This is a genomic window from Acinetobacter sp. UBA1297, assembly GCF_002307755.1.
GTDB classification, from domain to species: domain Bacteria; phylum Pseudomonadota; class Gammaproteobacteria; order Pseudomonadales; family Moraxellaceae; genus Acinetobacter; species Acinetobacter radioresistens.
Genome location: NZ_DBUF01000028.1, coordinates 1 through 25499, shown reverse-complemented (window position 1 = coordinate 25499; position 25499 = coordinate 1). Strand labels below are relative to the sequence as shown.

Below are 25499 nucleotides of genomic sequence, written 5' to 3'. Positions count from 1 at the left end.
TTGTTAAGTATTTCAGATTATTTTAAATAAGAAAAAGCAGCTATGAAGAAAAGCTCCTCAATAGCTGCCCTTTATTTCAGAGCACCTGCTTAGTCAAACAGGCGATCAAAGAATGACTTTTTCTTCGGTGAAGACGTACTGTCTTCGCCATCAAAAGAGGCCTGCAATTCTTTTAGCAGTTCACGTTGATGGCTGGTCAGATTGACCGGGGTCTCAATCACGATACGGCAAAGCAGATCGCCTACCATGCTGCTTCGTACCGGACGTACGCCTTTACCACGTAAACGGAACAGCTTTCCGGTCTGGGTACCTTCAGGAATTTTCAGACTCACACGGCCTTCAAGTGTAGGAATCTGGATTTCCTTGCCAAGCGCTGCATCAGCAATGCTGACAGGCACATCCATATACAGATCAGCCCCATCACGCTGGAAGATTTCATGCTCACGCACTACGACTTCAACATACAGGTCACCTGACTGGCCATCACGAATAGCTTCGCCCTTGCCACTTAAACGTACCCGGTCACCATTATCCACACCTGCAGGAATCGTGACTTCCAGAGTCTGCTGACGGTCTGCAACACCGGAACCATGACAGGCATGACATGGGTTTTTAATAATTTTACCTTGGCCACGACAAGTGCTACAGGTCTGCTGTACAGAGAAAAAGCCCTGCTGCATCCGTACCTGTCCTGCACCGTGACAGGTTTTACAGGTTTCTACATCATTTGGATTCTTGGAACCCTTTCCATGACAGACTTCACAAGGCGCAGGCGCATTGAAAGTAATAGTTTTCTTGACACCACGTACTGCCTCTTCAAGTGTCAATTCCATCACATAACGCAGGTCGGAACCACGGCGTTGACGCTGCTGACGTCCACCACCACCAAAAGCCCCACCAAAGATATCACCAAACTGGCTAAAAATATCTTCAGCACTAAAACCGCCAAAGCCGCCGCCTGCGCCGCCAAAGCCGCCTTCAAACGCGCTATGACCCATACGGTCATACATACTACGCTTTTCGCTGTCAGACAGGACTTCATAAGCCTCTGAGGCTTCTTTAAATTTTTCTTCAGCTTCCGGGTTATCAGGATTTCGGTCCGGATGATATTTCATCGCCAACTTTCGGTAGGCTTTTTTAATCTCATCATCACTTGCGGTTTTGGAAACCCCTAAAACCTCATAATAATCACGTTTAGCCATGACTGGCGATGCTCCTCACGGAATTTTAATTTATACAACTGCCGTGTAAAATTGGGGATTAGGTACTGTTTTACAAGGGCAAAGCCGGTTTTTTTAAAAGACTTTAAAAAACTGCCTTGTAATTGAAGAACTTGGAAATACCTTTAATCCAGGCATTTAACAGGAACAGCCAGGCAATCGCAGTAAAGACGATGCCTAGAACTGTACAGGCTGTAACCCAAAGTTCGCTGTCCCAGTAAAAGAAAATCAGCGGAATAAACCATAGCGCTGCAAAAACTGTCATTCCCAAAAACAGCACTATATTTCGCATAATCCATAAGGCATGGGAATTAAGCCAGACTTCTGCATGATCGACACCAGCAACTTTGCGCGCCAGAATATAGGCAATGACTGCGGTAATGACACTAAATAATGCCAGAAACATGAAAACATACGAGATCGCAATATAACGGCGATGCTGTGCGAGTGTATCTTGCCTCATGGATTCTCTGACCTCATTCATTGCATGCATCAGTTATTTTTATGCAATGAAATTTGCTGTGTTATTTTGTGTAAAAGATAAGGTGTTACTATATTGAAGTTTTCAATATTTCGCACCTCATATTCAGCAAAAATTACTGCATATTTACGGTTTTTTCACCTTAAACCATGCTGCATATAAAGCTGGCAAGAAAAATAGTGTTAACAGCGTCGCAATAATCAGTCCACCCATAATCGCTACAGCCATCGGACCGAAAAAAATACTGCGTGATAGGGGGATCATGGCCAGAACCGCCGCCAAGGCCGTCAGAATAATAGGACGGAAACGCCGAACCGTCGCATCAATAATGGCATTCCAGCGATCATGACCGGCCTGTATATCCTGCTCGATCTGGTCAATCAGGATCAGAGAGTTACGCATAATCATGCCAGACAGGGCAATCGTGCCCAGCATGGCCACAAAACCGAAAGGTTTGTTAAACAGCAACAAAAAGATGACTACACCAATCAGGCCAAGAGGTGCGGTCAGAAATACTATCAATGCCCGCAAGATACTCTTGAGCTGTAACATCAGTAAAGTCATGACCACAGCCAGAAATAGCGGCATTCCTGCATTTACTGAACTTTGGCCACGTGCCGACTCTTCCACTGTCCCGCCAACTTCAATCAGGTAACCAGGCGGTAACTCGGTACGTAACTGCTCGATCTGTCCAGCCATTTCATTCACGACTGTTGCAGGTTGCTGCTGACTGCGTATGTCTGCCCGGACTGTAATGGTCGGTAAACGGTTACGATGCCAGATCAATCCCTCTTCAAAGCTGTAATCAATCTGGGCAATCTGGGCCAAAGGAATAGTACCCCCTTGACTGGTCGGTACGGCCAGGCTGGCCAATGAACCGACATCCACCCGTTCTGCCTGGTCTCCTCTTAGACGGATCTCAATCAGTTCACGTTTTTCCCGGTACTGGTCAATAGCCGCCCCGCTGATGGAACTGTTCAGGAATCTGGCCAGATCAGCACTGCTAATTCCCATCTGGCGAGCGCGGTCCTGATCAATATTTAAAATAATAGTCTTGCTGGGCTCACCCCAATCCAGATGTACATTGGTAGTATTTGGATTTTTACCAATGACCTGCGCTACACGCTGTGCCCACTGACGGACTAAGCTTAAATCCTCACCTGAAACCCGGTACTGAATCGGATATCCGACCGGAGGCCCATTTTCCAGTAATGACACCCGAGTACGAACTTCCGGTAAAAGTTTACGGATCTGCTGGTCCAGTGAGCGACGGATTTCATCCCGGTCATCCAGAGAAGAAGCCAGTACCACAAACTGGGCAAAGCTGGCTTGAGGTAACTGCTGGTCCAAAGGCAGATAAAATCGTGGTGAACCGGTTCCGACATAGGCTACAAAATTATCAATACCCTCTTGTGTGGAGAGGAATCTCTCGACCTTTTTGACAGCATTTTCAGTAGCAGTAAGCGAGGCACCTTCTTCAAGTTTTAAATCAACCAGAATTTCAGCACGGTTAGATGGTGGAAAGAACTGCTGTGGCACCAGTTTAAACATGAGGATTGACAGTATAAATAATCCCACTGTACTGATGATGACGGTCTTACGATAAGTTACACAGGTATTGACGAGTTTTCTGAACCGTTGATAAAAACCGCTCTGATAGGGATCATGAACTTCATCCAATATATGTACCGGTCTGACCGGCTCTGGTTCAGGGCGTTTGCGCAGCCGCGCCCAGAGACGCTGGTACCACGGTGCCCGAACCGGTAACTGATTAAAATCAGGTAAAAACTTCTCACCTAAGTAAGGAACAAACAACACTGCTGCGAACCAGGAAACAATCAGGGCAATTGTGACTACCTGAAAAATAGAACGGGTATATTCACCAGTACTTGAAGCAGCTGTGGCAATTGGTAGAAAACCGGCAGCAGTAATCAGTGTTCCAGTCAGCATTGGAAAAGCTGTACTGTTCCATGCAAAACCAGCAGCTTTTATACGGCTGTAGCCCTGCTCCATTTTAATAGCCATCATTTCGACAGCAATAATGGCATCATCTACCAGCAGACCTAAAGCCAAAATCAGGGCACCGAGTGAAATCTTGTGTAGTCCGACATCAAACAGGTTCATTCCGGCAAATGTCATCGCCAGCACAAGCGGTATAGAAAAAGCCACCACCAGACCGGTGCGAAAGCCCAGAGAGAAAAAGCTGACCAGCAGAACAATAATAACTGCTTCGGCCAGTACTTTCATAAACTCGTTAACACTACGTTTCACTGCAACTGGCTGGTCAGATACTTTTTGCAGTTGCATACCCAGCGGCAAGGTTTTCTGCAACCTAGCAAAGGTATTTTCCAGATTTTTACCCAGCGCCAGAATATCTCCACCCTTACGCATGGAAACGGCTATTCCAATTCCATTTTCACCCATAAAGCGCATCCGCGGCTGGGCCGGCTCACTAAAGCCGCGGTAAACCTCTGCCACATCAGATAACTGGATGGTCTGCCCGCCGACCAGTAACGGCATCTGTTTTAATTCTTCTACACTTTGAATCTGTCCGCTCACCCGTAGCTGGATACGATCAGTTCTGGTTTCAAAGAATCCGGCATTAGTAACACTATTTTGCTGTTGAAGGGCCTGCTGGATGGCAGTCACCGGGATGCCCAGCTGTGCCGCCTTGGTATTAGAAATTTCAACCCAGATTTTCTGGTCCTGCAGTCCGATCAGCTCAACTTTACCGACGTCCTTGACCCGCTGTAACTGTAACTGTAAACGGTCGGCATATTCTTTTAAAATGGCGTAGTCAAAATCTTTTCCGGTCAGTACATAGATATTGCCAAAGGTATCTCCAAACTCGTCATTAAAAAATGGCCCCTGTACACCTTGAGGTAATTGATGGCGAATATCACTGACTTTTTTACGCACGTTGTACCAGACATCGGGAATCTGGTCTGATTTGAGCGAGTCCTTGGCAATAAAGGTAACCATTGACTCGCCCGGCCGGGAATAAGCCATGATGCGTTCATATTGTCCCGTGGTCATCAGCTCTTTTTCAATACGGTCAGTAACCTGCAAGGAAACTTCTCTGGCTGTTGCTCCCGGCCAGTAAGTTTGTACCACCATAACCTTAAAGGTAAATGGCGGGTCTTCACTTTGTGCCAGTTTGGAATAAGAATAAATGCCGACAATACCCAGCAATATCATCAAATAAAGTACTAATCCTTTATGACGCAGTGCCCATTCCGACAGGTTAAACTTCATGGTTGTGCTCCTGCTGCAAGCTTCACCGGACGATTATTACGGTCTACCGGATGAATTCTCTGCTTGTCATGCAACAGGTGTACTCCTCCAATTACTACCCAGTCCCCAGCTTTGAGACCAGAAAGTACGGGCACAGAGTCCCGGCCATAGGCTCCGAGCTGAACTGGTACTTTATGTATACGCTGATCAGGCTGAAGAACCCAGATATAAGGCTGTTTTTCATGGGCAGATACGCTGGATAAAGGCACACTCAGGACATTCGGCTGACTATAGTCAAAAAATACCCGTGCGCTTTGCCCGAGCTGAATGGCAGATGGCCCTTCACGTAACGCAACTTTAACCTTGAAGGTACGTGACTCATCTGCTGCAGGTGAGATTTCCCGAACATAAGCAGCTAATCTGGCTTGTGGCTGTGACCAAAGGGTAACCCAGGCAGTCTGACCAACTTTTATAGCGCTGGTAGTCTGTTCGGGTATGCCGATAACTACGTCCCGGTCGCCATCAATTGCCAGCTGATATGCTACCTGCCCGGCTGCTACCACTTGCCCAACCTCAATATTACGTTCGGTAATTACGCCCGCTCGATTAGCCTGCAGCTGATTATAGCGGGTCTGGTTGGTACTGACCTGATAATTGGACTGGGCCTGACGATAGGCGGACTCAGCCGATTTATACTGGTTTTCAACCGCGTCATACTGGGAACGGCTGACTGCATTCATCGGCAACAGCTGTCTAAAGCGCTGTAATTCATCGGCCGCTATTTTTAAAGCAGCTTGAGCACTTTCCAGCTGAGCCCTGGCAGCATTACTTTGTAGTTGTGCATCACTCACATCCAGCCGGGCCAAGACCTGCCCTGCCCGGACTCGATCCCCTACCTCCGCCAGCCGGGCAGTAACCTGCCCGCCAACCCGAAAAGCCAGTGCTGTCTGCTGGCGGGCCTGAACCTCGCCGGCATAACTTTTCTGTTCATGATGCGTAGTCAAGGGCTGTGCGACCATTACATAAGGAATTTCTTCAGTTTGGGGAGCTTCCCGGCTACACCCCCCTAAATTCAGGTAACACATAAAAATCAGGCTCACCAGGGCGGATTTGGTTAAACTCATGCAAATTGCTCTTATTTCAGATTTATTTTTAAGGCAGAATAATGATCGCTATACTAAATTGTTTATTTTTTAATTAATATACCGTGCGGTACATAAATTAAAATATTTTTAATTCTTATTTTATTTAAAGTTTCTGGATAATGGTGTGCAAATAACAGCAGGTCGTCCTAAAGATTTGGAAAAACGAGCCCGGATCCTGGCCGCAGCCAAGTGTATGTTTTTAAAACAGGGCTATCACGGCTCCAGTATGAACCAGATTGCATCTGAAGCCGGTGTAACCAAGCTGACGGTCTATAATCATTTTCAGGACAAGGCCACTTTATTTACCTGTGCCATTGAAGAAAGTTGCGAGGAAGCGATACCGGCCCGCCAATTCAGTCTGCATGCACAAAGCCATTTTGCTAAAGAGCTGTATCAGGTCTGTAGCCGAGTATTACATCTAATTTACCTGCCAGAAGCGCTCAAGCTTGAATATATACTGCTGCAGCTGGCAGCCGAGCAGAGTCCTCTGGTAGAACAGTTTTTTAAGGCTTCGCATCAGCGCCTGACCAATAGCCTGACAGATTTCTTCCGCCAGGCTATTGAGTTGAGCTTTATTCAGCCAGCTGCCCCGGTCATGTATACCGAGCTATTACTTTCCCTGTTATTAGGTATCCGACATCAGCATGTATTACTTGGTATGCAGCCGGTCCCAGATCAGCAAGAATGTGACTGTATGATTCAGCAGTCCATTGAGCTGTTTTTATTACGCTATCAGGTTCGCTCATCTCCACCTTGAACCAGACTTCTACTCTATTTTAAAAATTTTAACTGTATTGCCTGTTATTTTTTGCACAAAAGATCAGGAATTCAAATTCTCTGTCTTGGCAAGTCACATAATCGCGGTATAGTCAAAAAGATATAAGGAAAACAGCCTCAGGAGAAAGGTGATGATTCAACAAATTGATGCCCCGTTACGTGAAGATGTCCGTTTGCTCGGTAATCTTCTGGGTGAAACCCTCAAACTGCATGCGGGACAGGATTTGTTTAATCAGATTGAACAGATTCGTGCTTTAGCTAAAGGTGCGCGTGATGGACAAAAAGAAGCAGAAAAACAGCTCGAAGAACTATTTTCAATATTAAAAGATGAAGAAATTCTGCCCCTGACCCGGGCTTTTTCCCATTTTCTGAACTTTGCCAATATTGCCGAGCAATATCATCTGGTCCGCAGCCGGAGACAGCATGAATTCGATGAAAATGCTCCTTCTCCAAACCCGCTTGATCACCTGTTTCAGAAATTTAAACAAAAAGATATCAGTGCTGATGCCCTCTACCAGCAAGTTTGTGAACTCAAGATCGAGCTGGTACTGACCGCACATCCTACAGAAGTCAGCCGCCGTACCCTAATTCAGAAATATGATGGAATCAACCAGTGCCTGTCGCGTCTGGACCAGCAAAAACTGACCCCTCATGAACGTCAGAGTGTACTGGATGAAATGAAGCAGCTGATCTGTTCAGCCTGGCAAACCGATGAAATCCGCCAGCATCGTCCAACCCCGATTGATGAGGCAAAATGGGGTTTTACCACTATCGAACAAACCCTGTGGAATGCTGTACCTAAATTTATTCATGAACTGGATCAGCTGGTACTCGAGCATTGTGGCCGACCTCTGCCGCTCGAAGTTGCACCTATTCGCTTTGCTTCATGGATGGGCGGCGACCGGGATGGGAATCCGAATGTAACCCATCAGGTTACACAGGAAGTTTTATGGCTATCACGCTGGCAGGCTGCTGATCTGTATGTACGTGATATCGAAGCCTTGCGCTGGGAACTTTCCATTCAGAACTGCTCCGAGGAAATGAGCGAAGCGTTGGGATATACTCACCCTGAACCCTACCGGGAATATCTGCGTCAAACACGCGAACGTTTACGCGCTACCCGTCACTGGCTTGCACAGAAATTACAGGGGCAAGATGCTGACGCCAGCCTTGTTATTCATAGTAAGGACGAATTACTCCAGCCTTTACTTCTCTGTTACCGCTCACTGATGGCCTGTAACCTGCCAGAAATTGCCAATGGCCGACTGCTGGATTTTATCCGTCGGGTTAACTGTTTTGGTATCGAACTCTTAAAACTGGATGTCCGTCAGGAGTCGGGCCGTCATCGCCAAGCCATCTCGGCCATTACTGAATACCTGGGTCTGGGCAATTTTGACACCTGGACAGAACAGGCACGCCAGAATTTCTTGTTGCAGGAATTACAAAGTAAACGGCCTTTACTGCCTAAACACTTCAATGAACCGGCACAAAGTCTGATCCTGCATCCCGATGTTCAGGAAGTGTTTGCGACCATGCAGACCTTGGCCGAACAGCCATCTGAAAGCCTGGGTGCCTATATTATATCCATGGCGGAGTACCCGAGCGATGTACTGGCCGTACTACTACTGCAAAAAGAAGCAGGTATACAACGACCATTGCGTGTTGTGCCCCTGTTCGAAACCTTAAAGGATCTGGATAGTGCAGCCGCTACGATGGCGACACTGTTCAATATGCACTGGTACAAACAGCACATTCAAGGTAAGCATGAGGTAATGATCGGATATTCCGACTCCGCAAAAGATGCCGGCTTTATGTCTGCCAACTGGGCACAATACCGTGCTCAGGAAGAGCTAACTGCGGTGGCCCGGCAACATGCTGTTCAGCTGACTCTGTTTCATGGTCGTGGTGGTTCTATTAGCCGTGGTGGAGCACCGACCCAGCAGGCTTTATTCTCCCAGCCGCCCGGTTCAATATCAGGGGCTATTCGGGTAACAGAACAGGGTGAAATGATCCGCTTCAAATTTGGTGTGGAAGGTATTGCCCTGCAAAATCTGGAAATTTATACCGCAGCAACGCTAGAGGCAACTTTATTGCCACCGCCAGAACCTAAAGCCGAATGGCGTGAACTGATGCATCGCATGACTGATCTTTCAGTACAGGTCTATCGCCAGACTGTACGGGAGAACCCACACTTTGTGCAATATCTGCGTACCGTAACTCCTGAGCTGGAACTACAGATGCTGCCGCTAGGCTCACGCCCGGCCAAACGTAAAGTCAGTGGCGGTATCGAATCCCTGCGTGCTATTCCATGGGTATTTGCCTGGACCCAGATCCGCTTGATGCTCCCTGCCTGGCTGGGTACAGGTGCTGCGCTGAATCAGGTACTGGATCAGGGCCAAAAAGGACTGCTGGATGAAATGTTACAGCAATGGCCTTATTTTCAGACATTGATAGACATGCTGGAAATGGTGCTGTCTAAGGCCGATGCCCATGTAGCGCTATATTATGAGGCTCATCTGACCGATGACCCTGAACTCAAAGCACTTGGACAAGAGTTGCGTCAGCGTCTGCAAGATGCTGTTCAGACTTTACTGGCACTCAAGGGCGAATCCAAGCTGCTCAGCCATAATGAAGTACTGGACCAGTCAATGCGGGTGCGTAAACCGTATCTGTTGCCCCTGCACCTGTTACAGGCCAAATTGATGAAACGCCGCCGGATCTATCTGGCTGAACAGCAACTTGAACATACACCGGTTGACCACGCCCTGATGGTCAGTATTGCGGGTATTGCCGCAGGTTTACGTAACACAGGCTAATCCATACTTTAGCAAATAGGTTTTAAACAAAAAAATCTCTGCCAGTAAATAAGATTTAATTTACTGGCAGATCAATATGTAGCTCTCATCCGTTTTGCCATTCCGATCAGACTCTATTAAAAAAATACTGCTTAAAACATATTATTTTTATCTCATGCAAAAATTATTTTTAAAGTCAATACTCTAAAAAATCATAAATTAATTGATTGATTTCGTAAAATTTAGCTTATTCAACCTTTTTACCGGTTGGTAAAAAAACCAAAAAACTATTGTAATTATCATCATTTAATTTTACTGGAAAGATTAATTCTCCAGAAAAGAAAGAGTATGATGTCGCCAGTTTGAATTTCAAGAGCTCATTTTATGTCCAATTGGTTTCCCAAATGGCGTCCTTATGCCGGTCATATTGACCAGCGACCCGTCTCTACCAATGAATATCTCCCTCCGGCACAAAGTGTAGTTTTAGGTATCCAGCATGCATTCGCCATGTTTGGCGCAACGGTACTTGCACCTTTACTGATGGGCTTTGATCCTAACCTGGCTATTTTGATGTCCGGGATCTGCACCATTTTATTCTTTTTAATTACAGGCGGCCGGGTACCAAGTTATCTGGGTTCAAGCTTTGCTTTCATTGGTGTAGTCGCAGCAGCAAGTGGCCATGCCATTGGTAGCGGTGTCAATCCGAACCTGGCTGTTGCTTTGGGCGGTATAGTGGCCTGCGGGGTATTTTATGCCGTCATCGGTTTCATTGTCATGCTGACTGGTACCCGCTGGATCGAGAAACTGATGCCTCCTGTGGTAACAGGCGCAGTGGTAATGATTATTGGCCTGAACCTTGCGCCAGTGACTGTCAAGAGTGTAGCAGGCAATCAGTTTGATATGTGGATGGCGCTACTAACGGTACTTTCTATGGGTATTATCGCAGTCTTTACCCGTGGACTTTTGCAGCGTTTATTATTGCTGGTTGGGCTACTACTGTCTTACCTGCTTTATTTTATCATTAGTAATGTGCTGGGCTATGGTAAACCGATTGATTTTTCAGTCATCTCGAATGCAGCCTGGTTCGGACTTCCAAGTATGACCACGCCCCGGTTTGAAATGAATGCCATGCTGATTATTGCACCTGTTGCACTGATCCTGGTAGCTGAAAACCTGGGACATATCAAGGCAGTTGGGGCGATGACAGGTGAAAACCTGACCCCGCATCTAGGCAAGGCATTTGTTGCAGACGGGATTGCGACTTCACTGTCAGGCAGTGTTGGTGCTCCCGGTATGACCACCTATGGTGAAAATATTGGGGTAATGGCAATTACCCGGGTTTACTCCACCATTATTTTTGTGATTGCCGGTATCTTTGCAATTTTTCTGGGCCTTTCACCAAAATTTGGTGCAGTCATCTCTACTATTCCTACCGCTATCCTGACAGGTGCATCAATTGTAGTATTTGGCCTGATTACCATTGCCGGCGCCAAAATCTGGATTGAAAACAAGGTCGATTTTGCTAATAACAAAAATCTGGTAGTTGCTGCCGTGACTATTATTCTGGGAGCCGGTAATTTTGAGCTGGTCTTTGGCAACTTTAATCTGGGCGGTATTGGTACTGCAACCTTCGCAGCAATTTTATTGAACTGGTTTTTTAGCCTTAAAGATAAAACCTGATTTGATCTGTTGATTTCGGCAGCCTTCGGGCTGCTTTTTTTATGGGGGTTTTAGTAAGATAGAGGTACTTTCCCAGAACAGCTCAGCCATGCGCCTTGACTTATTTGATCTGCAGCTTTTTTTGAATATTGTAGACAGTGGCAGTCTGACCCGGGGTGCCGAGCACTCAGCCATTTCCTTGCAGGCAGCCAGTGAACGTATCAAAAAACTGGAACAGCAGTTTACCGTACAGCTGTTTATCCGGCACTCTTCTGGTGTCAGTCTGACCTTAGCCGGACAAGCCTTTGCCGAGCAGGCCACATTGATGATCCAGCAAGGGCGGCATTTACAGCACAGTATGCTACCTTTCTCCAGAAATTTAAGCTGTGAAGTCGCACTCTGGTGTAACTCATCTGCACAAAGTGAGTATCTGCCACAGTTGCTACCCCAGTATCTGGTTGAAAATCCTCAGGTCAGAATCGATCTGAAAGAGGCAGAAAGTAACGATATTATTTATGCATTGGATAAGGGGACGGCGCTCCTGGGCCTGATTTCCAGTTTCTTTCAGGCCCATCAGTTACAGACACTGGAGTTCTCTGATGATCCATTGGTACTGATCTGCCCCCTAAAGCATGAACTGAGTCATTTTAAAGAATTGGTTCTGGCCGATACGCTCACTCAGCCTTTTGTCGGATTAATGCAGCATCATTCTCTACAGCAGTCAATTGAAACCCAAGCCCAGCTTCTTGGCTGCGCTATCCAGTACCGTTTACGCCTGCCAAATTTTGCAGCCATTGCCCAGGTAGTTGCCAATGGCGTAGGGGTGGCAGTTATGCCTAAACGTGCAGCCATGCGACTAAGTGTTCATTACACCTTCCATCAGATCAAGCTGAATGGTGCTTGGGCCAATCGTAAACTCTTATTGGCCGCACGTAGTTTTGACGAGCTGCCTGTGCCATATCAGCATTTCAGCCAGTTTTTGCTGGCAAAGAAAAGTCAGCTCAGTCTGGGCTAGAGCCAGCCTAACTGGTGTAGCATCATATAACTGCCGAATAAAACCAGACCAATAAAAAACACTTTCCGGAATTTCTGCTCGCTTATCTGATAACGGATTTTAGTACCCAACCACATGCCAATAAGTGCCGGAATCAGGGCAATCATCGATAGAGTATAATCAATCGGTGTATTATCAACCGGGTTTTGATGCAGAAAAATAGCCAGACACAGTGTAGAAACGGTAAAAGCTAACCCCAAGGACTGTACCAGATCATCTTTTTTAAGCTGTAAAGACTGCAAATAAGGGACAACCGGGATTACCACCACCCCAGTTGCCACCGTCAGTGCTCCGCCCAGATATCCTATTGCTGGAGAAAGCCATTTCTCATACGGTGCCAGATTCGGCATATTTTTAGCGCACAGGCCATATAATCCGTAAAGCGCCAACATGGCCCCCAGTAAAATTTCACTATGAAACGCCGTATCTGTTTCACCCAGGGTTGGAAAAATACTCCATATTGTCCCGGTGACGATTCCCACTAACATTGGCCAGAAACGTCGGATCAGCCGTACCACATGGCCTTCGGCAAAAAGCTGCCAAAAGTTGGTGACCATGGAAGGTATAATCAATAAGGTCGCCGCCTGAAATGGACTGATTACCAGACTTAGCAATCCCATTGAAACTGCGGGCAGCCCCAGACCAATAGTTCCCTTGATCATTCCCGCTACTGCAAATACACCTATGACATAACCAAGCATTCAACTCATCCCTTTGGGTAGAGCGATTATTTTAGGTAAAGTCATTAACTTCCAATATCAGGGTTTTATGGAGCAGGCCTCAACAGAAGATTGAGGCCAAATGATATAAGGCACAGAGCAGAAAACTGTTTTAGCTGCCCATGTTATACTTCCATGCGCTTGGGCTGAGTAAAGAATACGTACCATGTTTAGTAACAAAAAAGTAATCTGTTTTGATCTGGATGGAACATTGATCGATTCAGTTGGAATCTGGAATGATATTGATGCCCACCTGATTGAAAGCTTGAGTGGCCAGAACATCTCACTGTCACAGATTCAACAGCAGCGCGACCAGCAACTGAATCTGTTCAGGACTCATGCTGATCCATACCTAGAATATTGTGGTTTTTTAAAAGACAGTTATGGTTCTGCTTTATCAAAACAGGAAATTAAAACATTACGTTATACCATCTCCCAGCATTTTCTTGATCAGGTAATACGTTTAAAACCGTATGCCGAGCATTTCATAAAGGAATTACAACAGCAGAATTTTCTGCTGGCCCTCTCCACCACAACCAGTATTCATAATATCCAGCGTTATCAGCAGAATAATCCCAACATTTACCAGAAGATAGATTTTAATACCCAGTTTTCCCTCATTCTTACCCGCGAAAATGTTACGCGCATTAAACCGGACCCTGAAGTTTATCTTAAGACCTTGGCACATTTTCAGATTACAGCCAGTGAATGCCTGATTATTGAAGACTCGCTGATCGGTGTAGAGGCAGCGCATGCGGCTGGCATACAGGTCGTGGCCATATATGATGAACATTCCCAACATGAACAGGATCAAATCCGTCTTAAAGCGGACTATATAGTGCAGGACTATAAAGAATTGTTGGAGGTTCTGAACCAGCAGGCTGTCAGCCCAGTCTGGTCAAAGAAAATATAACTGATATATTACTGCTTGAAACTTACAGCTGTTTTTTATTCCAGTCGGGTTCAGGTTCTTTGATTAATCCCTCTGCTGATGCTCTGCATCATTTTCAGTTTTATACTTTTCTTCCAATACATTGTTAAAAATACTTTCAATCATCCAGACCCGGTACAGGCTGTTAAAGGTATAGCTCTGCCCATCAATCCGTAATTGCAATACTGGTAAACTAGGTTGGTGCATGTTTTCACAGCGCATATCATTCTGTTCCAGTAATGTCACAACATCCTGTTCACCAAGCTGCTCAATTCCCAGACTATGCTGTAGTTGCATAAAATGCGGTTTAAATGACAGATCTTTGCCTTGCGTCCACACTGCTTTGAGTAGAGTGTACATGGTTTCAATACGCTGTTCTTCCGGCACACTATAAAATAGTCGTGCCATATTTAAAGTTGCTTCCTGAGTGGGGCGGCAAAATGGCGTAAAAGCAACTTCGGTGCGTTTTGATAGGCGGGTGGCCAGACTCCAGTCAAACCAGTCACGGCCATGGTAACTGAGCGGATAAACCTGCAACTGGATATTATAATAATCTGCCAACTCTTCTTTAATATAAGCCAGCAGTAGCCAGCTAATAGGGTCTTCAAGTGCAATATACAGATCAAGCTCCGGATGCATACTCTGAATATCTGACAGCTCTTCAGCATCACTGAGCAGATGCTCACGCCATTCGATATGATTGATCAGGAAAATCGGATTACCCGTCAGCAGTTTTTGCTGTTTGAGACGGCGGGTTAAACGCAGCAGATCATCAACTGCATGGTATTTTCGTCCACCGAACTCAAAGTAGCTGGACAAGATTGCATTATCTGTAAAGATTCGCTCCGGATAGTCATGCGGCTGTTGATGGCGCTTGGCCATTGCATACAGTGTGCGCAACTTGCCATATTGCTGCTGCCAGAGCATATGAAACACATCCTCAAGCAAATACAGGAAATTACGCCCCTGTAACGGTGTATTCCGAAGTATCAGTTCGGCCTGTTGCAAGGCCTCTGCAGTAGGCAGTTCCGGAGTTTCATGAAAACTAAAACGGTGCTGCTTTGCCAGAATCTGCGCATCATTAACACAATAGGCCTGCCATTCACTGGCAGTCATGTTATTAGGTGGTTCAGCTGCCCGGCTTGAAATAATAATTTTGAGCGGCTTGATGTCATCACTGAGAATATTGTCGAGCTGGGTCAGCTGCTGTGCAGCCAGATAACTATAGACATCATCCAGCCGCAGATAAATACTCAGCCCCTGATCTGTAGGCAATACCGCCTGCCGGGAAGGTTTTTGATAAAACCAGCTCGATCGGACTGGATCAAACCAACGGCGTAACAGTGACATGTGAGTAGCCTCTAAAAATAAAAAACCCTTGTCTTAATACAAGGGTTTATAACAAGTCAGGACAAAATGTTCAATTACACATCCAGATTTAGATCAGTAACGGCACCCTTGTCTGCGCCTGCTGCCAGTTTAGCAAACTTGGCCAGCGCACCCGAAGTATAATTTGGTTTCGGTTTAACCCAGGCGGCTTTACGAGCTGCCATTTCTTCATCTGAAATATGCAGGGTCATCTCACGGGTCTCGGCATTAATCGAAATCCGGTCACCATTTTTGACCAGACCAATCGGTCCGCCTTCATAGGCTTCCGGAGTTACATGACCAATTACAAAACCATGACTACCACCCGAGAAGCGGCCATCTGTAATCAGGGCAACTGACTGGCCCAGGCCCTTACCGATAATTGCAGAGGTTGGCTTGAGCATTTCTGGCATACCGGGTCCACCTTTTGGTCCTTCACCACGGATGACCACGACTTCCCCTTCTTGAACTTCGCCATCCAGAATACCGCGCATAGCTCCAATTTCACCTTCAAATACCCGCGCCGGACCTTCAAAGTAAAGCCCTTCTTTACCGGTAATTTTTGCCACGGCCCCCATAGGAGACAAGTTGCCCTTCAACACTACCAGATGTGAATCCTTTTTGATTGGTGCATCAAACGGCATGATAATCTGCTGACCCTCAGGATAATCTTCTACATCAGCCAAGTTTTCAGCCAGAGTCTTGCCAGTTACTGTCATACAAGAACCATCCAGCATGCCACGGTCCAGCATCCGCTTCATCAGGGGCTGAATGCCTCCGATTTTAATCAGTTCCGACATCAGATATTTACCTGAAGGGCGTACATCAGCAACAACCGGAATATCCTTGCCAATACGTACGAAGTCATCCAGTGTCAGTTCGACACCGGCAGTATGTGCCATCGCAATCAAATGCAATACACCGTTGGTTGAACCGCCCAGAGCAATCAGAACTTTAATTGAGTTTTCAAATGCCGCCTTGGTCATGATATCGCGAGGCTTGATATCCAGACGTAACAGGTTCATTACTGCTTCGCCAGCACGTGCACAGTCAAGCTGTTTGTCACTTGATATAGCTTCTTGCGAAGATGAACCCGGCAAGCTCATGCCGAGCGCCTCAATGGCAGAGGCCATTGAATTTGCGGTATACATTCCACCGCATGATCCTGGACCAGGCAATGCCACTTCTTCAATCTGCTTGACCTGAATTGCACTGATTTCACCTTTGGCATGCTGGCCTACTGCTTCAAAGACCGAAATCATATCGGTGTGACCTTCACCCGGTTGAATCGTACCGCCATAAATAAACAGGCCCGGGCGGTTCAGACGGGCAAGTCCCATGATGCATCCCGGCATATTCTTGTCACAGCCACCAATTGCAATTACGCCATCATAAGCCTGGCAGCCAACAACAGCTTCAATTGAGTCAGCAATAATTTCGCGGGATACCAGTGAATATTTCATACCTTCAGTACCATTTGAGATACCGTCAGAAATAGTAATGGTATTAAAAATGATTCCTTTACCACCGGCTGTATTCACACCACTTTCTACTTCACGCGCCAGACCATCAATATGCATATTGCATGGTGTAACATTTGCCCAAGTCGAGGCAATACCAATAAATGGACGGGTAAAATCATCATCATTAAAGCCCACCGCACGCATCATGGAACGTGCCGGCGCATTTTCGATGCCCTCATAAACTGGTGCTGAATGCTCGCGTATATTTTCTTTGCTCATGAAAACTCACTCCGTGGCTTAGGCGATGGCCGTAGCTATGATCGCATCATCTGTATTTTTTAATTGTGATCATTCTATAGAAGCCTCTGTATTTCTTAAAGCTGCAAAGGGCTTTATCTCTCGAATAATCCCGAAAACTTGCATGAATAATTTTTTATTTTTCTATAAAATAAAATTATCAATAAATAGTTTTAAATAAATTTTTGTTCATATATAGCATCCACTTTGTTCAGGTTACAGCCGGATACGCATCGCTTTTAGGCCTCCAGCCGATTATGCCTTATACTTGAAACAAGTTTATAGCGGATTGCACTTGTGAGAATCATTTTTGCCGGCACCCCTGAATTTGCCGCAGTAGCTTTAAATGCATTATTAAAAACACCTCATGACATTGTGGCGGTTTATACCCAGCCAGACCGCAAGGCAGGTCGCGGCCAGAAATTGACTGCCTCAGCGGTAAAACAGCTGGCACTTGCACATGATCTGCCCGTTTTTCAGCCTCTGCATTTTAAAAGCAGTACTGCAGAAGGACTAGCCGCACAGCAGCAGCTGGCCGCACTTAATGCAGATGTAATGGTGGTGGCGGCTTATGGTCTAATTTTGCCACAAGCTGTTTTAGATACTCCTAAATATGGCTGCCTGAATATTCACGGTTCGCTGCTGCCACGCTGGCGTGGTGCTGCCCCTATTCAGCGCGCTATCGCTACAGGCGATCAGGTTACTGGTGTCACTATTATGAAAATGGCTGCCGGGCTGGATACAGGCGATATGATGCTTAAAACGCTATGTCCGATTCTGGCCAGTGATACCTCGGCAACTCTGCATGATAAACTCGCAGCACAAGGCGCTGAAGCCATCTGTACAGTGCTCGAATCTGAGCAGACCCTGCAACAGGCACTTGCTGACAGTGAAGTCCAGAATGACAGCTTGGCTGTGTATGCCCATAAGCTGAGCAAGGCTGAAGCAGAAATTGACTGGACTCAGGATGCAGTAGCTCTGGACCGCAATATCCGGGCGTTTAATCCGTGGCCGGTAGCATTTTGTCAACTAGATGACCATACTGCGCTGCGTGTCTGGGAATCACGGCTTTCAGACCAGCAAGATACTGCCGCCCAGCCAGGTGAGATTGTTGCGGTCGATAAAAAAGGGGTTCATATAAAGTGCGGTCAGCACACTGTACTTTGCTTGACCAGCCTGCAATGGCCAGGCGGTAAACCGCTGAATGCTGTACAAATTAATCAAACCCAGAAACTGAAGGTTGGGCAAATCCTACAATGAGTTATATTCCCTCTCCCGGTCCAGACCTGAATTTACGTGCACAAGTGGTGCATAGTCTGCTGGCAGTACAACAGGGCCAGTCTCTGTCACTGATCCTGAACCAGCAGCTAAACCAGGTGGCCGACCGTGACCGAGCCTTGTTCCATGAGTTGTTACTAGGTACTTTACGCCAATGGTTCGCCCTCAAGTCACTGGCCCTGCCATTGCTGACCAAGCCCCTGAATAATCCTGTAGTCGAAACCTGCCTGTATTTAGGGTTGTATCAGGTACTTTGCACCCGTATTGCGCCACATGCTGCAATTTCGGAAACGGTCACTGCAACCAAACAGCTGGGCTTTCATCCGCTCAGTGGCGTGGTTAATGCCATTTTAAGACGGGCCACACGGGAAACCGAGCAATTTCAGCACACCCTGAACCAGGCGCATGGTCTGCCAAGCTGGCTGTTTAAACGACTGAATAAAGACTGGCCCGAGCAGATCCAGTCACTCAGCCAGAACCTCAAGCAATCAGCCCCACTGACCCTAAGAGTAAACCAGCGTAAAATCAGTCGTGAAGCCTATCTGGAACAACTGCATAATATACAGATTCAGGCCCATGCCTGCGTTGTATCAGAGGTAGGAATTGTACTGGACCAGAGTATGCCTATCCGTGAACTATCAGGTTATGACGAGGGCTGGTTTTCAGTACAGGATGAACATGCCCAGCTAAGTACCAGCCTTTTGCCCAATCTGAATACCAAAACGGTTATTGATGCCTGTGCAGCGCCTGGCGGGAAAACGGCGCATCTTTTAGAAAAGTACCAACCTGCGCTACTGGTTGCATTAGATCAGGACCCACAGCGTTTAAAACGAATTACAGAGAATCTGCAACGGCTTGACCTTGAAGCTGGTCATGTTCAGATTGAAACAGGCGATGCAACACGCTGGCAGCCTGAACAGCCAGTAGATTGTATTATTTTAGATGCGCCCTGTTCGGCTATTGGGGTCCTGCGCCGGCATCCCGACATCCGGCTGTTGCGTCAGCCCTCAGACATTGCCCAGACTGTCGATCTGCAAAAACGGATTTTGCATCATATGTGGCAACAGCTTAATGTTGGGGGAACTTTGCTTTATATCACCTGCTCGATTTTAAAAGTTGAAAATGAGCAGCAAATGACCCAGTTCTTTATTGAACACAAAGATGCTGTAGAAGACAAGATCCAGGCAGATTGGGGGATTGAGCAGCTCTATGGCCGTCAGCTGCTGCCAGAACCTGGACATGGCGATGGCTTTTATTACTGTAGAATTAAGAAAGTGGCAATTTAAGCCACTTTTTTATTCAGCCACTCTTAACTGATAAATCTGAACAGTACCAGACTTGAAGCCAAAATCGCCATGCCGGATACCAGTCCATATACGGTTTCATGGCCTTGGCTATAACGTTTGGCTGTGGGCAGCAGCTCGTCTAAGGCCAGATAAACCATCACTCCACCAATAATTCCAAAGACAATGCCATAAATTGCATCACTCATGAAAGGCTGCAAAATAAAATAGCCAAGTGCTGCACCTATAGGTTCAGCAAGACCGGAAACAAAGCTTGCACCTAAAGCAAGTTTTTTATTCTGAGTGGCTATATAGACGGGTAAAGCAATGGCTACCCCTTCAGGAATATTATGAATAGCAATTGCAACTGCAAGTGGTGCTCCCAAGGTCGGACTTTCCAATGTGGCAAAAAAAGTTGCCAGACCTTCGGGCAGATTATGGGCAGTAATAGCAAACAGGGTCAGCAGTCCCGTCCGCATCAGCTGCTGCTGATCCAGTCCATGCTCTGTACCTTTTTCTACACTTTCATGCGGGTTAGGAATGAAGTGATCAAGTAGTAATACCAGAATAATGCCCAGCAGCAATGAAAAAGTTCCCAAGGCATAACCGGTTTTAGGGTCAAAAGCACCAGAGAAAGAAGCAATAGATTTATTAAGAATTTCAGTAAGCGAAACGTAAACCATCGCACCGGCTGAAAAGGCCAGACCGAATGATAAAAACCGGAAGCTGGGCTGCCTAAAAAACAGGACCAGCGCTCCGCCAATCACTGTGGCCAGTCCGGCCAATAAAGTGACCAGAAAAGCTGTCAGGACTTCTTGCTGCATGAAGTTATCCATGGTTTGTCCCTTAAAAGTAAAAAGTCATTATCTACAAGAGATAATGACTTTTTTTATAGGCTTTCAGTATTGAAGCAATGTATTTTTATTTAGAGTCTATGTTGGTCATTAATATCGATCTCTTCAGGATGTCGCATCAAGTGAAGAATAGATAAAATTAGACCACCCCATAGAAAGACAATGGAAATGACCAGCATAATAATTGCAGATGTATTCATATCACCTCCTAACGCTGACTGAGCTTAGTAAACAGCAATGCGCCTAGCGCACAGAAAATAATACTGCCCCAGCCAAACCAGACCTGAAGGCTTAAGGAGTAATCACCATAGCCTTTTTGCAGTAAGGCATTTAAAGTCAGTGCCAAAGTTGACAGCAGTACCACTGGAGTAACTACAGTTAGTGTAAGTTCCCAAGTACGGCCCAGTTTAACTGTAGAAATCGAGTTGATGTGAATTTCTAGTTCAGTCATCAGTACACGTTTGAACCAGGAAACGATAATAATTGAAACTAAAGCACCCGACACAATTCCAAGGTTATTAATAAAGTGGTCAATAATATCGACCAGCTTGATGGCATTGACACTTGAGAACAGGAAAATAGATACCGCACCTGTACTGAAACCAATCACACTTACAGCTTTCTTGCGGCTCCAGTTTAACTTGTCCTGCATGGCAGCAATTGGCACTTCCAGAATACTGACCATTGAAGTTACACCAGCTACAAACAGTGAACCAAAGAACAGAATACCAAACAGATCAGCCCCGGCTCCCAGACTTGAAATCAGTTTAGGAAATGCAATAAAGGCCAGTCCGATCCCGCCACTTACTACTTCCTGTACGCTAGTACCGGCCGAGTGAGCCATAAAGCCCAATGCAGCAAATACCCCAATACCAGCTAGAAGCTCAAATGACGAATTGGCAAAACCGACAATAAGACCCGAACCCGTTAAATTGGTTTTTGGCTTTAGATAGGAGGCGTAGGTCACCATAATACCGAAGCCAACAGACAAAGAAAAAAAGATATGACCATAAGCTGCCAGCCAGACCTTATAATCCATCATGGCTTTCCAGTTCGGGGTAAAGAAGGCATTCAAACCATCAGCTGCACCTGGTAAGCGTAACGCCTGAATCACTAGAATAGTGAATAGTACTACCAGTAAAGGCATAAAGATACGGTTAGAAAGCTCAACTCCTTTTTTTACGCCTCCATAGAGAATAGCCAAAACCAGCGCCCAGACACCCACCAGAGGCCAAAAAAGATGGCTAACAAAAGACATATCAAAATTGCTGGCTTCTGAAGTTCTCAGGAAGGTTTTGAAGAAGAAAGTCTCCGGGTCATTCCCCCATATTTGTCCCATAGAGAAAAATATATAACTACCCGCCCAGGTGAGCACTCCTGCATAGTACAAAGCAATAATGATACATACACACACCTGCCACCAGCCCAGTGATTCAGCAGGTTTAAACAGTTTTTTATAAGCCTTAGGCGGTGCACCATTGCTTCGGTGCCCGACGGCATAGTCCAGAAATAGCAGGGGTAATCCTGCTGTTAATAAAGCAATAAGATAGGGAATTAAAAATGCACCACCGCCATTTTCATAGGCAACATAGGGAAAGCGCCAAATATTTCCCAACCCCACGGCTGAACCGATGGCCGCAATAATAAAACCTGATCGCGCGGACCAATTTTCACGAGTATCTGTCATAAAACACCTAAATCTTAGGTTTCTTTTAATGCTGCTTTTTTTTGGGATAATAACGCAAGCAAAAAAAGTATCCTGAATAAATCTTCCTTGTTTGAACTTAGGTCAGCCTTTTGAGCTGTATGTCTAATTCACAAACCTGCAAAGTCAGAAAGGCCTGCTTAAAGCCGAATCTGGAGTTTTGCTTTTTTATGAAGAAACAATACCTGTTTTTGTTTTACTTTGCTGTAATTTCTACAGTCACCTTTTTAAATCTTTCGTCTATTCATCCTTCACTTGTTTTAATTTCAATTATTTAGAAAAATAATTTATAAAGTACAGTCTTATATAGTCCTAAAAATTATAAAAATCTTATTAAAAATTTTCTGTTTTATCCAATATAACCCAATATTTTTCTCTTGCTGACTCTATATTTAAATATAAGTCATCAAATAAAGTTTGCTATATGATGCGCTCTATTGTCCGTAGAAATAGTAAAAAAACACCTTTTTACTGCTCCGGTTTTTTAATTTGCTTTTTCATCATTATAAAAGTGACCTTATGAAGTTTTTTCAATATTCAGGTATTGCATTAATGGTCAGCCTAGCCCAGCTTAGCCATGCAGATATCATTGGTGCAAAAGCCGGTATAGATTACTGGTTCTATGATGGCCAGCTCAACCGCAACCAGCAGAACCTTAATGATCAGGACCTTGACCAAAAAGGTAGCCCTCAGCTGTCGCTTTCTATTGAACATCCTGTACCGTTGATACCGAATGCCAAACTTAAATATGTTAATTTAAACAGTCAGACAGAAAATGAGCTTGCCGGTGTACCATTACATGAAGTAGATCTAGATCAGACTGATGCTATTTTATATTACGAGATACTCGACAATATTATCAGTGCTGATGTCGGTGTGGGAGCACGTTTTCTTGATGGTAAAATTTCTTCTGTAGGGCTAAATACCCTCGACATTGATGAGACCTACCCGGTACTTTATGGTCTGGTGCAGGCCAAACTTCCCTTTACTGGTCTAAGTGCTCAGGCAGAAGGTATTTATACTAACGTTAATGATGCCAAAATAACTGATCTACAAGCTGAAATAAAATATAACGTAATTGACAGTCTGCTCGTTGATTTAGGTGCAAAAGTTGGCTACCGTAGTTTGAGTATCGACCTGGATGACTATGAAGATAATGATCTGAAATTCGAGTTCAAAGGTCCATATCTAGGATTAGAAGCACATTTTTAACAAGAACATCCAGACGGCCAGCCAATAAAACTTCATTACTGGTCGTCATCACCTATGCATACTGAGTAAGCAATGAAAATCTTCTATTGCCAACAATGCCAGAACCAAGTTTTCTTTAATAATATCTACTGCGAAAAGTGCCAAGCCGCTCTAGGCTATATTGTCGAAAAGAAAATAATGGGTACTTTCAAGCCAGTTAATGACCAGCTTTGGCAACATGTGGATCCCAAGGACTCCAAGCCAGACTATAAACCCTGTTATAACTACGTTCACTACCAGGTCTGCAACTGGATGATTCCGGTAGATGACCCGAATATGTATTGTCCTTCGTGTCAATTAACCCATAAGATTCCGGATCTATCCATTCCCGAAAATAAACAGTATTGGGGAGCATTAGAACAGGCCAAACGCAGATTTTTATATCTAACCCAGCAGATGAATATCTTGCCGCGTCCGAAAACAGATGATCATGACCGTTATGGCCTGCGTTTCAATTTCCTGATGCCCCTTCCGCATGAGTCTGTGATGACTGGCCATGCTGATGGTGTGATTACCTTAAATGCTTCAGAAGCGGATGTAGTGCATCGTGAACGGACACGGCTTAACATGGGTGAAAATTATCGCACCCTGCTCGGCCACTTCCGTCACGAAAGCGGCCATTATTATTTTGATCTACTGACCCATACTTATCCGGAATGGCTGGAAGAATTTCGCCAGCTGTTTGGTGATGAAAGACAGGACTACGCTAAGGCCTTAGAGCATCATTATGAACAGGGTGCACCAGAGAACTGGAGTGAGAGCTATATTAGCCAATATGCCTCTGCACATCCTTGGGAAGATTGGGCGGAAACCTGGGCGCATTACCTACATATGATGGATACGCTCGATACCGCATATCATGCTGGTCTAAGGTTAGAGCCTAACCGTCCATCTGACCCTGCCATGAAGTTTAAAGAATCTCCTATTGGCTCACAGGACTTTGAACAGACCCTAATTAACTGGTTTGCTTTGAGCTATAGCTTAAATGCACTTAATCGCAGTATGGGCCTTGAAGACGCTTATCCGTTTACCTTATCCGATACAGTACTGGATAAACTCCGTTTCATACATAATGGATTACTCAAAGTAGCATTACAGCCAGAAGTACGGGAAGCCTGAATCACTGAAATTGGACAATGATTATTACTTGAATTAGACAATTTAATGCTGAATAAAAAAACAGTATTTAAAAAGCCCTGCTTTTAGTAGAGCTTTTTAAATAAGTCGTAAAAATGAATGTAAATAAATTTGAAACTGTATCTGTTTTATACAAAGCTGCTTAAGAACTGCTATAGGGGGTTCTATAAAACTCGACTAATCTAAAGAAATATAAAACCAGTAAGGAGTTCAGGAACATGGCAAAAAAAGCATTAATTATTACTTCAAATGCCGGTGTAGAACATGACGAGCTGATTAAACCACTTGAATTTTTGAAGAGTAAGGGCATTGAAGCAATTCATGCGGCCGAAAAAAATGAAGAAGTACAGACCATGAAAGGTGATAAAGAACCTGGACCAGCCTACACACCTGACAGTACTTTTGAAAAGGTCGATCCGGCCGATTATGACATTCTGATTGTACCAGGCGGTACGGTAAATGCTGATACCCTGCGCATTAATGAACAGGTGCAACAACTCATTCAGCATTTTACAGATAACGGTAAACCCATTGCCATGATCTGTCATGCACCTTGGACATTAATTAATGCCGGACGAATTGAAGGTAAAACCGTTACTGGCTATCAAAGCCTGGAACTGGACCTGAAAAATGCAGGTGGATTATGGAAAGATGAAGCGGTGGCCTATTGCAAGGCCCATGGGTGGATTTTAATTACTTCACGTAATCCAGGAGACCTGCCTGAATTTAATGAAGCAATCTTAAAAGAACTAGAAGCCGCTTAAACCGGACTATCAGCCATTGCCAGCATCGCGATGGCTAACTCCCCTTCTATTCCAGAATCAAAGCATAAAAAAAAGCCCCCTCAT

20 protein-coding genes are annotated in these 25499 nt (G+C 45.3%); 10 read left to right on the top strand and 10 right to left on the bottom strand.

Annotation, left to right across the window (positions count from 1 at the left end; genetic code table 11):
- Window positions 1-89: 89 nt before the first annotated feature.
- The 4 genes from dnaJ to B3R63_RS12130 all read right to left on the bottom strand — a co-directional run bounded on the left by dnaJ (window position 90) and on the right by B3R63_RS12130 (window position 6059).
- On the bottom strand, window positions 90-1202 hold the full coding sequence (gene dnaJ, locus B3R63_RS12145) for a molecular chaperone DnaJ (RefSeq protein WP_005017657.1): 1113 nt from the start codon (window positions 1200-1202) through the stop codon (window positions 90-92).
- A gap of 103 nt (window positions 1203-1305) precedes the next feature.
- Complete coding sequence (locus tag B3R63_RS12140) at window positions 1306-1683, bottom strand: hypothetical protein (protein WP_286731948.1); 378 nt, start codon at window positions 1681-1683, stop codon at window positions 1306-1308.
- Window positions 1684-1827: 144 nt separating this feature from the next.
- Window positions 1828-4956: an efflux RND transporter permease subunit gene (locus B3R63_RS12135; RefSeq protein WP_286731427.1), complete on the bottom strand. Its 3129-nt coding sequence runs from the start codon at window positions 4954-4956 to the stop codon at window positions 1828-1830.
- The gene (locus tag B3R63_RS12130; protein WP_286731425.1) at window positions 4953-6059 is read right to left on the bottom strand and encodes an efflux RND transporter periplasmic adaptor subunit; all 1107 of its coding nucleotides are present in this window, start codon (window positions 6057-6059) and stop codon (window positions 4953-4955) included. The genes B3R63_RS12135 and B3R63_RS12130 overlap by 4 nt, the downstream gene beginning before the upstream one ends.
- A gap of 145 nt (window positions 6060-6204) precedes the next feature.
- On the opposite strand from B3R63_RS12130, the gene B3R63_RS12125 reads away from it, so the two are divergent.
- The 4 genes from B3R63_RS12125 (at window position 6205) to B3R63_RS12110 (ending at window position 12326) form a co-directional block, all read left to right on the top strand.
- Entirely contained in the window at window positions 6205-6837 is a 633-nt protein-coding gene (locus B3R63_RS12125; RefSeq protein WP_286731422.1) for a TetR/AcrR family transcriptional regulator, read from the top strand.
- 151 nt (window positions 6838-6988) lie between these two features.
- Window positions 6989-9673, top strand: coding sequence for a phosphoenolpyruvate carboxylase (gene ppc, locus B3R63_RS12120; protein ID WP_286731419.1), 2685 nt, complete (start codon window positions 6989-6991; stop codon window positions 9671-9673).
- Window positions 9674-10036: 363 nt separating this feature from the next.
- Entirely contained in the window at window positions 10037-11332 is a 1296-nt protein-coding gene (locus B3R63_RS12115) for a solute carrier family 23 protein (protein ID WP_119879740.1), read from the top strand.
- An 88-nt stretch (window positions 11333-11420) separates the two neighbouring features.
- Window positions 11421-12326 carry a LysR substrate-binding domain-containing protein gene (locus tag B3R63_RS12110; protein WP_248131846.1) on the top strand — a complete coding sequence of 302 codons (906 nt, stop codon included), beginning with the start codon at window positions 11421-11423 and terminating at the stop codon, window positions 12324-12326.
- Here the strand turns inward: B3R63_RS12110 and B3R63_RS12105 are convergent.
- Entirely contained in the window at window positions 12323-13066 is a 744-nt protein-coding gene (locus B3R63_RS12105) for a sulfite exporter TauE/SafE family protein (protein ID WP_138000956.1), read from the bottom strand. The genes B3R63_RS12110 and B3R63_RS12105 overlap by 4 nt on opposite strands.
- 184 nt (window positions 13067-13250) lie before the next feature.
- Between B3R63_RS12105 and B3R63_RS12100 the strand changes: the two genes are divergently transcribed.
- Window positions 13251-13997, top strand: a complete 747-nt coding sequence (locus B3R63_RS12100; protein WP_286731414.1) for an HAD family hydrolase — start codon at window positions 13251-13253, stop codon at window positions 13995-13997.
- Window positions 13998-14060: 63 nt separating this feature from the next.
- Here the strand turns inward: B3R63_RS12100 and B3R63_RS12095 are convergent, their stop codons facing one another.
- Together B3R63_RS12095 and ilvD are read right to left on the bottom strand one after the other, a co-directional pair.
- Window positions 14061-15365, bottom strand: coding sequence for a hypothetical protein (locus tag B3R63_RS12095; protein ID WP_286731412.1), 1305 nt, complete (start codon window positions 15363-15365; stop codon window positions 14061-14063).
- A gap of 74 nt (window positions 15366-15439) precedes the next feature.
- A complete protein-coding gene (ilvD, locus tag B3R63_RS12090) occupies window positions 15440-17125 on the bottom strand; it encodes a dihydroxy-acid dehydratase (RefSeq protein WP_111282693.1) in 1686 nt (561 codons plus the stop codon).
- A gap of 315 nt (window positions 17126-17440) precedes the next feature.
- Between ilvD and fmt the strand changes: the two genes are divergently transcribed.
- Both fmt and rsmB read left to right on the top strand, forming a co-directional pair.
- Window positions 17441-18403 carry a methionyl-tRNA formyltransferase gene (fmt, locus tag B3R63_RS12085; RefSeq protein ID WP_286731409.1) on the top strand — a complete coding sequence of 321 codons (963 nt, stop codon included), beginning with the start codon at window positions 17441-17443 and terminating at the stop codon, window positions 18401-18403.
- Window positions 18400-19707 (top strand): 16S rRNA (cytosine(967)-C(5))-methyltransferase RsmB, encoded by a 1308-nt coding sequence (gene rsmB, locus B3R63_RS12080; protein WP_286731406.1) that lies wholly within the window; start codon window positions 18400-18402, stop codon window positions 19705-19707. The genes fmt and rsmB overlap by 4 nt, the downstream gene beginning before the upstream one ends.
- Window positions 19708-19730: 23 nt before the next feature.
- Here the strand turns inward: rsmB and zupT are convergent, their stop codons facing one another.
- The 3 genes from zupT to B3R63_RS12065 form a co-directional block, all read right to left on the bottom strand.
- The gene (gene zupT, locus B3R63_RS12075; RefSeq protein WP_005023887.1) at window positions 19731-20540 is read right to left on the bottom strand and encodes a zinc transporter ZupT; all 810 of its coding nucleotides are present in this window, start codon (window positions 20538-20540) and stop codon (window positions 19731-19733) included.
- 89 nt (window positions 20541-20629) lie between these two features.
- A complete protein-coding gene (locus B3R63_RS12070; protein WP_005017618.1) occupies window positions 20630-20758 on the bottom strand; it encodes a methionine/alanine import family NSS transporter small subunit in 129 nt (42 codons plus the stop codon).
- A gap of 8 nt (window positions 20759-20766) precedes the next feature.
- Window positions 20767-22245 carry a sodium-dependent transporter gene (locus B3R63_RS12065; protein ID WP_286731402.1) on the bottom strand — a complete coding sequence of 493 codons (1479 nt, stop codon included), beginning with the start codon at window positions 22243-22245 and terminating at the stop codon, window positions 20767-20769.
- 537 nt (window positions 22246-22782) lie between these two features.
- Here B3R63_RS12065 and B3R63_RS12060 point away from each other — a divergent pair.
- From B3R63_RS12060 to B3R63_RS12050, 3 genes are all read left to right on the top strand, one after another.
- Window positions 22783-23475: a TIGR04219 family outer membrane beta-barrel protein gene (locus B3R63_RS12060; protein ID WP_005023885.1), complete on the top strand. Its 693-nt coding sequence runs from the start codon at window positions 22783-22785 to the stop codon at window positions 23473-23475.
- A gap of 72 nt (window positions 23476-23547) precedes the next feature.
- Entirely contained in the window at window positions 23548-24633 is a 1086-nt protein-coding gene (locus B3R63_RS12055) for a zinc-binding metallopeptidase family protein (protein ID WP_286731398.1), read from the top strand.
- 236 nt (window positions 24634-24869) lie between these two features.
- On the top strand, window positions 24870-25415 hold the full coding sequence (locus B3R63_RS12050; RefSeq protein WP_248122011.1) for a type 1 glutamine amidotransferase domain-containing protein: 546 nt from the start codon (window positions 24870-24872) through the stop codon (window positions 25413-25415).
- The last annotated feature ends 84 nt before the right edge of the window (window positions 25416-25499 follow it).

Coding starts and splice junctions, on each gene's coding strand:
- B3R63_RS12115 (WP_119879740.1), top strand. CDS start 10,037: ATGTCCAATTGGTTTCCCAAATGGCGTCCTTATGCCGGTCATATTGAC.
- B3R63_RS12100 (WP_286731414.1), top strand. CDS start 13,251: ATGTTTAGTAACAAAAAAGTAATCTGTTTTGATCTGGATGGAACATTG.
- B3R63_RS12130 (WP_286731425.1), bottom strand. CDS start 6,059: ATGAGTTTAACCAAATCCGCCCTGGTGAGCCTGATTTTTATGTGTTAC.
- B3R63_RS12095 (WP_286731412.1), bottom strand. CDS start 15,365: ATGTCACTGTTACGCCGTTGGTTTGATCCAGTCCGATCGAGCTGGTTT.
- B3R63_RS12065 (WP_286731402.1), bottom strand. CDS start 22,245: ATGACAGATACTCGTGAAAATTGGTCCGCGCGATCAGGTTTTATTATT.
- B3R63_RS12135 (WP_286731427.1), bottom strand. CDS start 4,956: ATGAAGTTTAACCTGTCGGAATGGGCACTGCGTCATAAAGGATTAGTA.
- B3R63_RS12055 (WP_286731398.1), top strand. CDS start 23,548: ATGAAAATCTTCTATTGCCAACAATGCCAGAACCAAGTTTTCTTTAAT.
- rsmB (WP_286731406.1), top strand. CDS start 18,400: ATGAGTTATATTCCCTCTCCCGGTCCAGACCTGAATTTACGTGCACAA.
- ilvD (WP_111282693.1), bottom strand. CDS start 17,125: ATGAGCAAAGAAAATATACGCGAGCATTCAGCACCAGTTTATGAGGGC.
- dnaJ (WP_005017657.1), bottom strand. CDS start 1,202: ATGGCTAAACGTGATTATTATGAGGTTTTAGGGGTTTCCAAAACCGCA.
- B3R63_RS12105 (WP_138000956.1), bottom strand. CDS start 13,066: ATGCTTGGTTATGTCATAGGTGTATTTGCAGTAGCGGGAATGATCAAG.
- B3R63_RS12110 (WP_248131846.1), top strand. CDS start 11,421: ATGCGCCTTGACTTATTTGATCTGCAGCTTTTTTTGAATATTGTAGAC.
- B3R63_RS12070 (WP_005017618.1), bottom strand. CDS start 20,758: ATGAATACATCTGCAATTATTATGCTGGTCATTTCCATTGTCTTTCTA.
- B3R63_RS12050 (WP_248122011.1), top strand. CDS start 24,870: ATGGCAAAAAAAGCATTAATTATTACTTCAAATGCCGGTGTAGAACAT.
- ppc (WP_286731419.1), top strand. CDS start 6,989: ATGATTCAACAAATTGATGCCCCGTTACGTGAAGATGTCCGTTTGCTC.
- B3R63_RS12060 (WP_005023885.1), top strand. CDS start 22,783: ATGAAGTTTTTTCAATATTCAGGTATTGCATTAATGGTCAGCCTAGCC.
- B3R63_RS12140 (WP_286731948.1), bottom strand. CDS start 1,683: ATGAGGCAAGATACACTCGCACAGCATCGCCGTTATATTGCGATCTCG.
- zupT (WP_005023887.1), bottom strand. CDS start 20,540: ATGGATAACTTCATGCAGCAAGAAGTCCTGACAGCTTTTCTGGTCACT.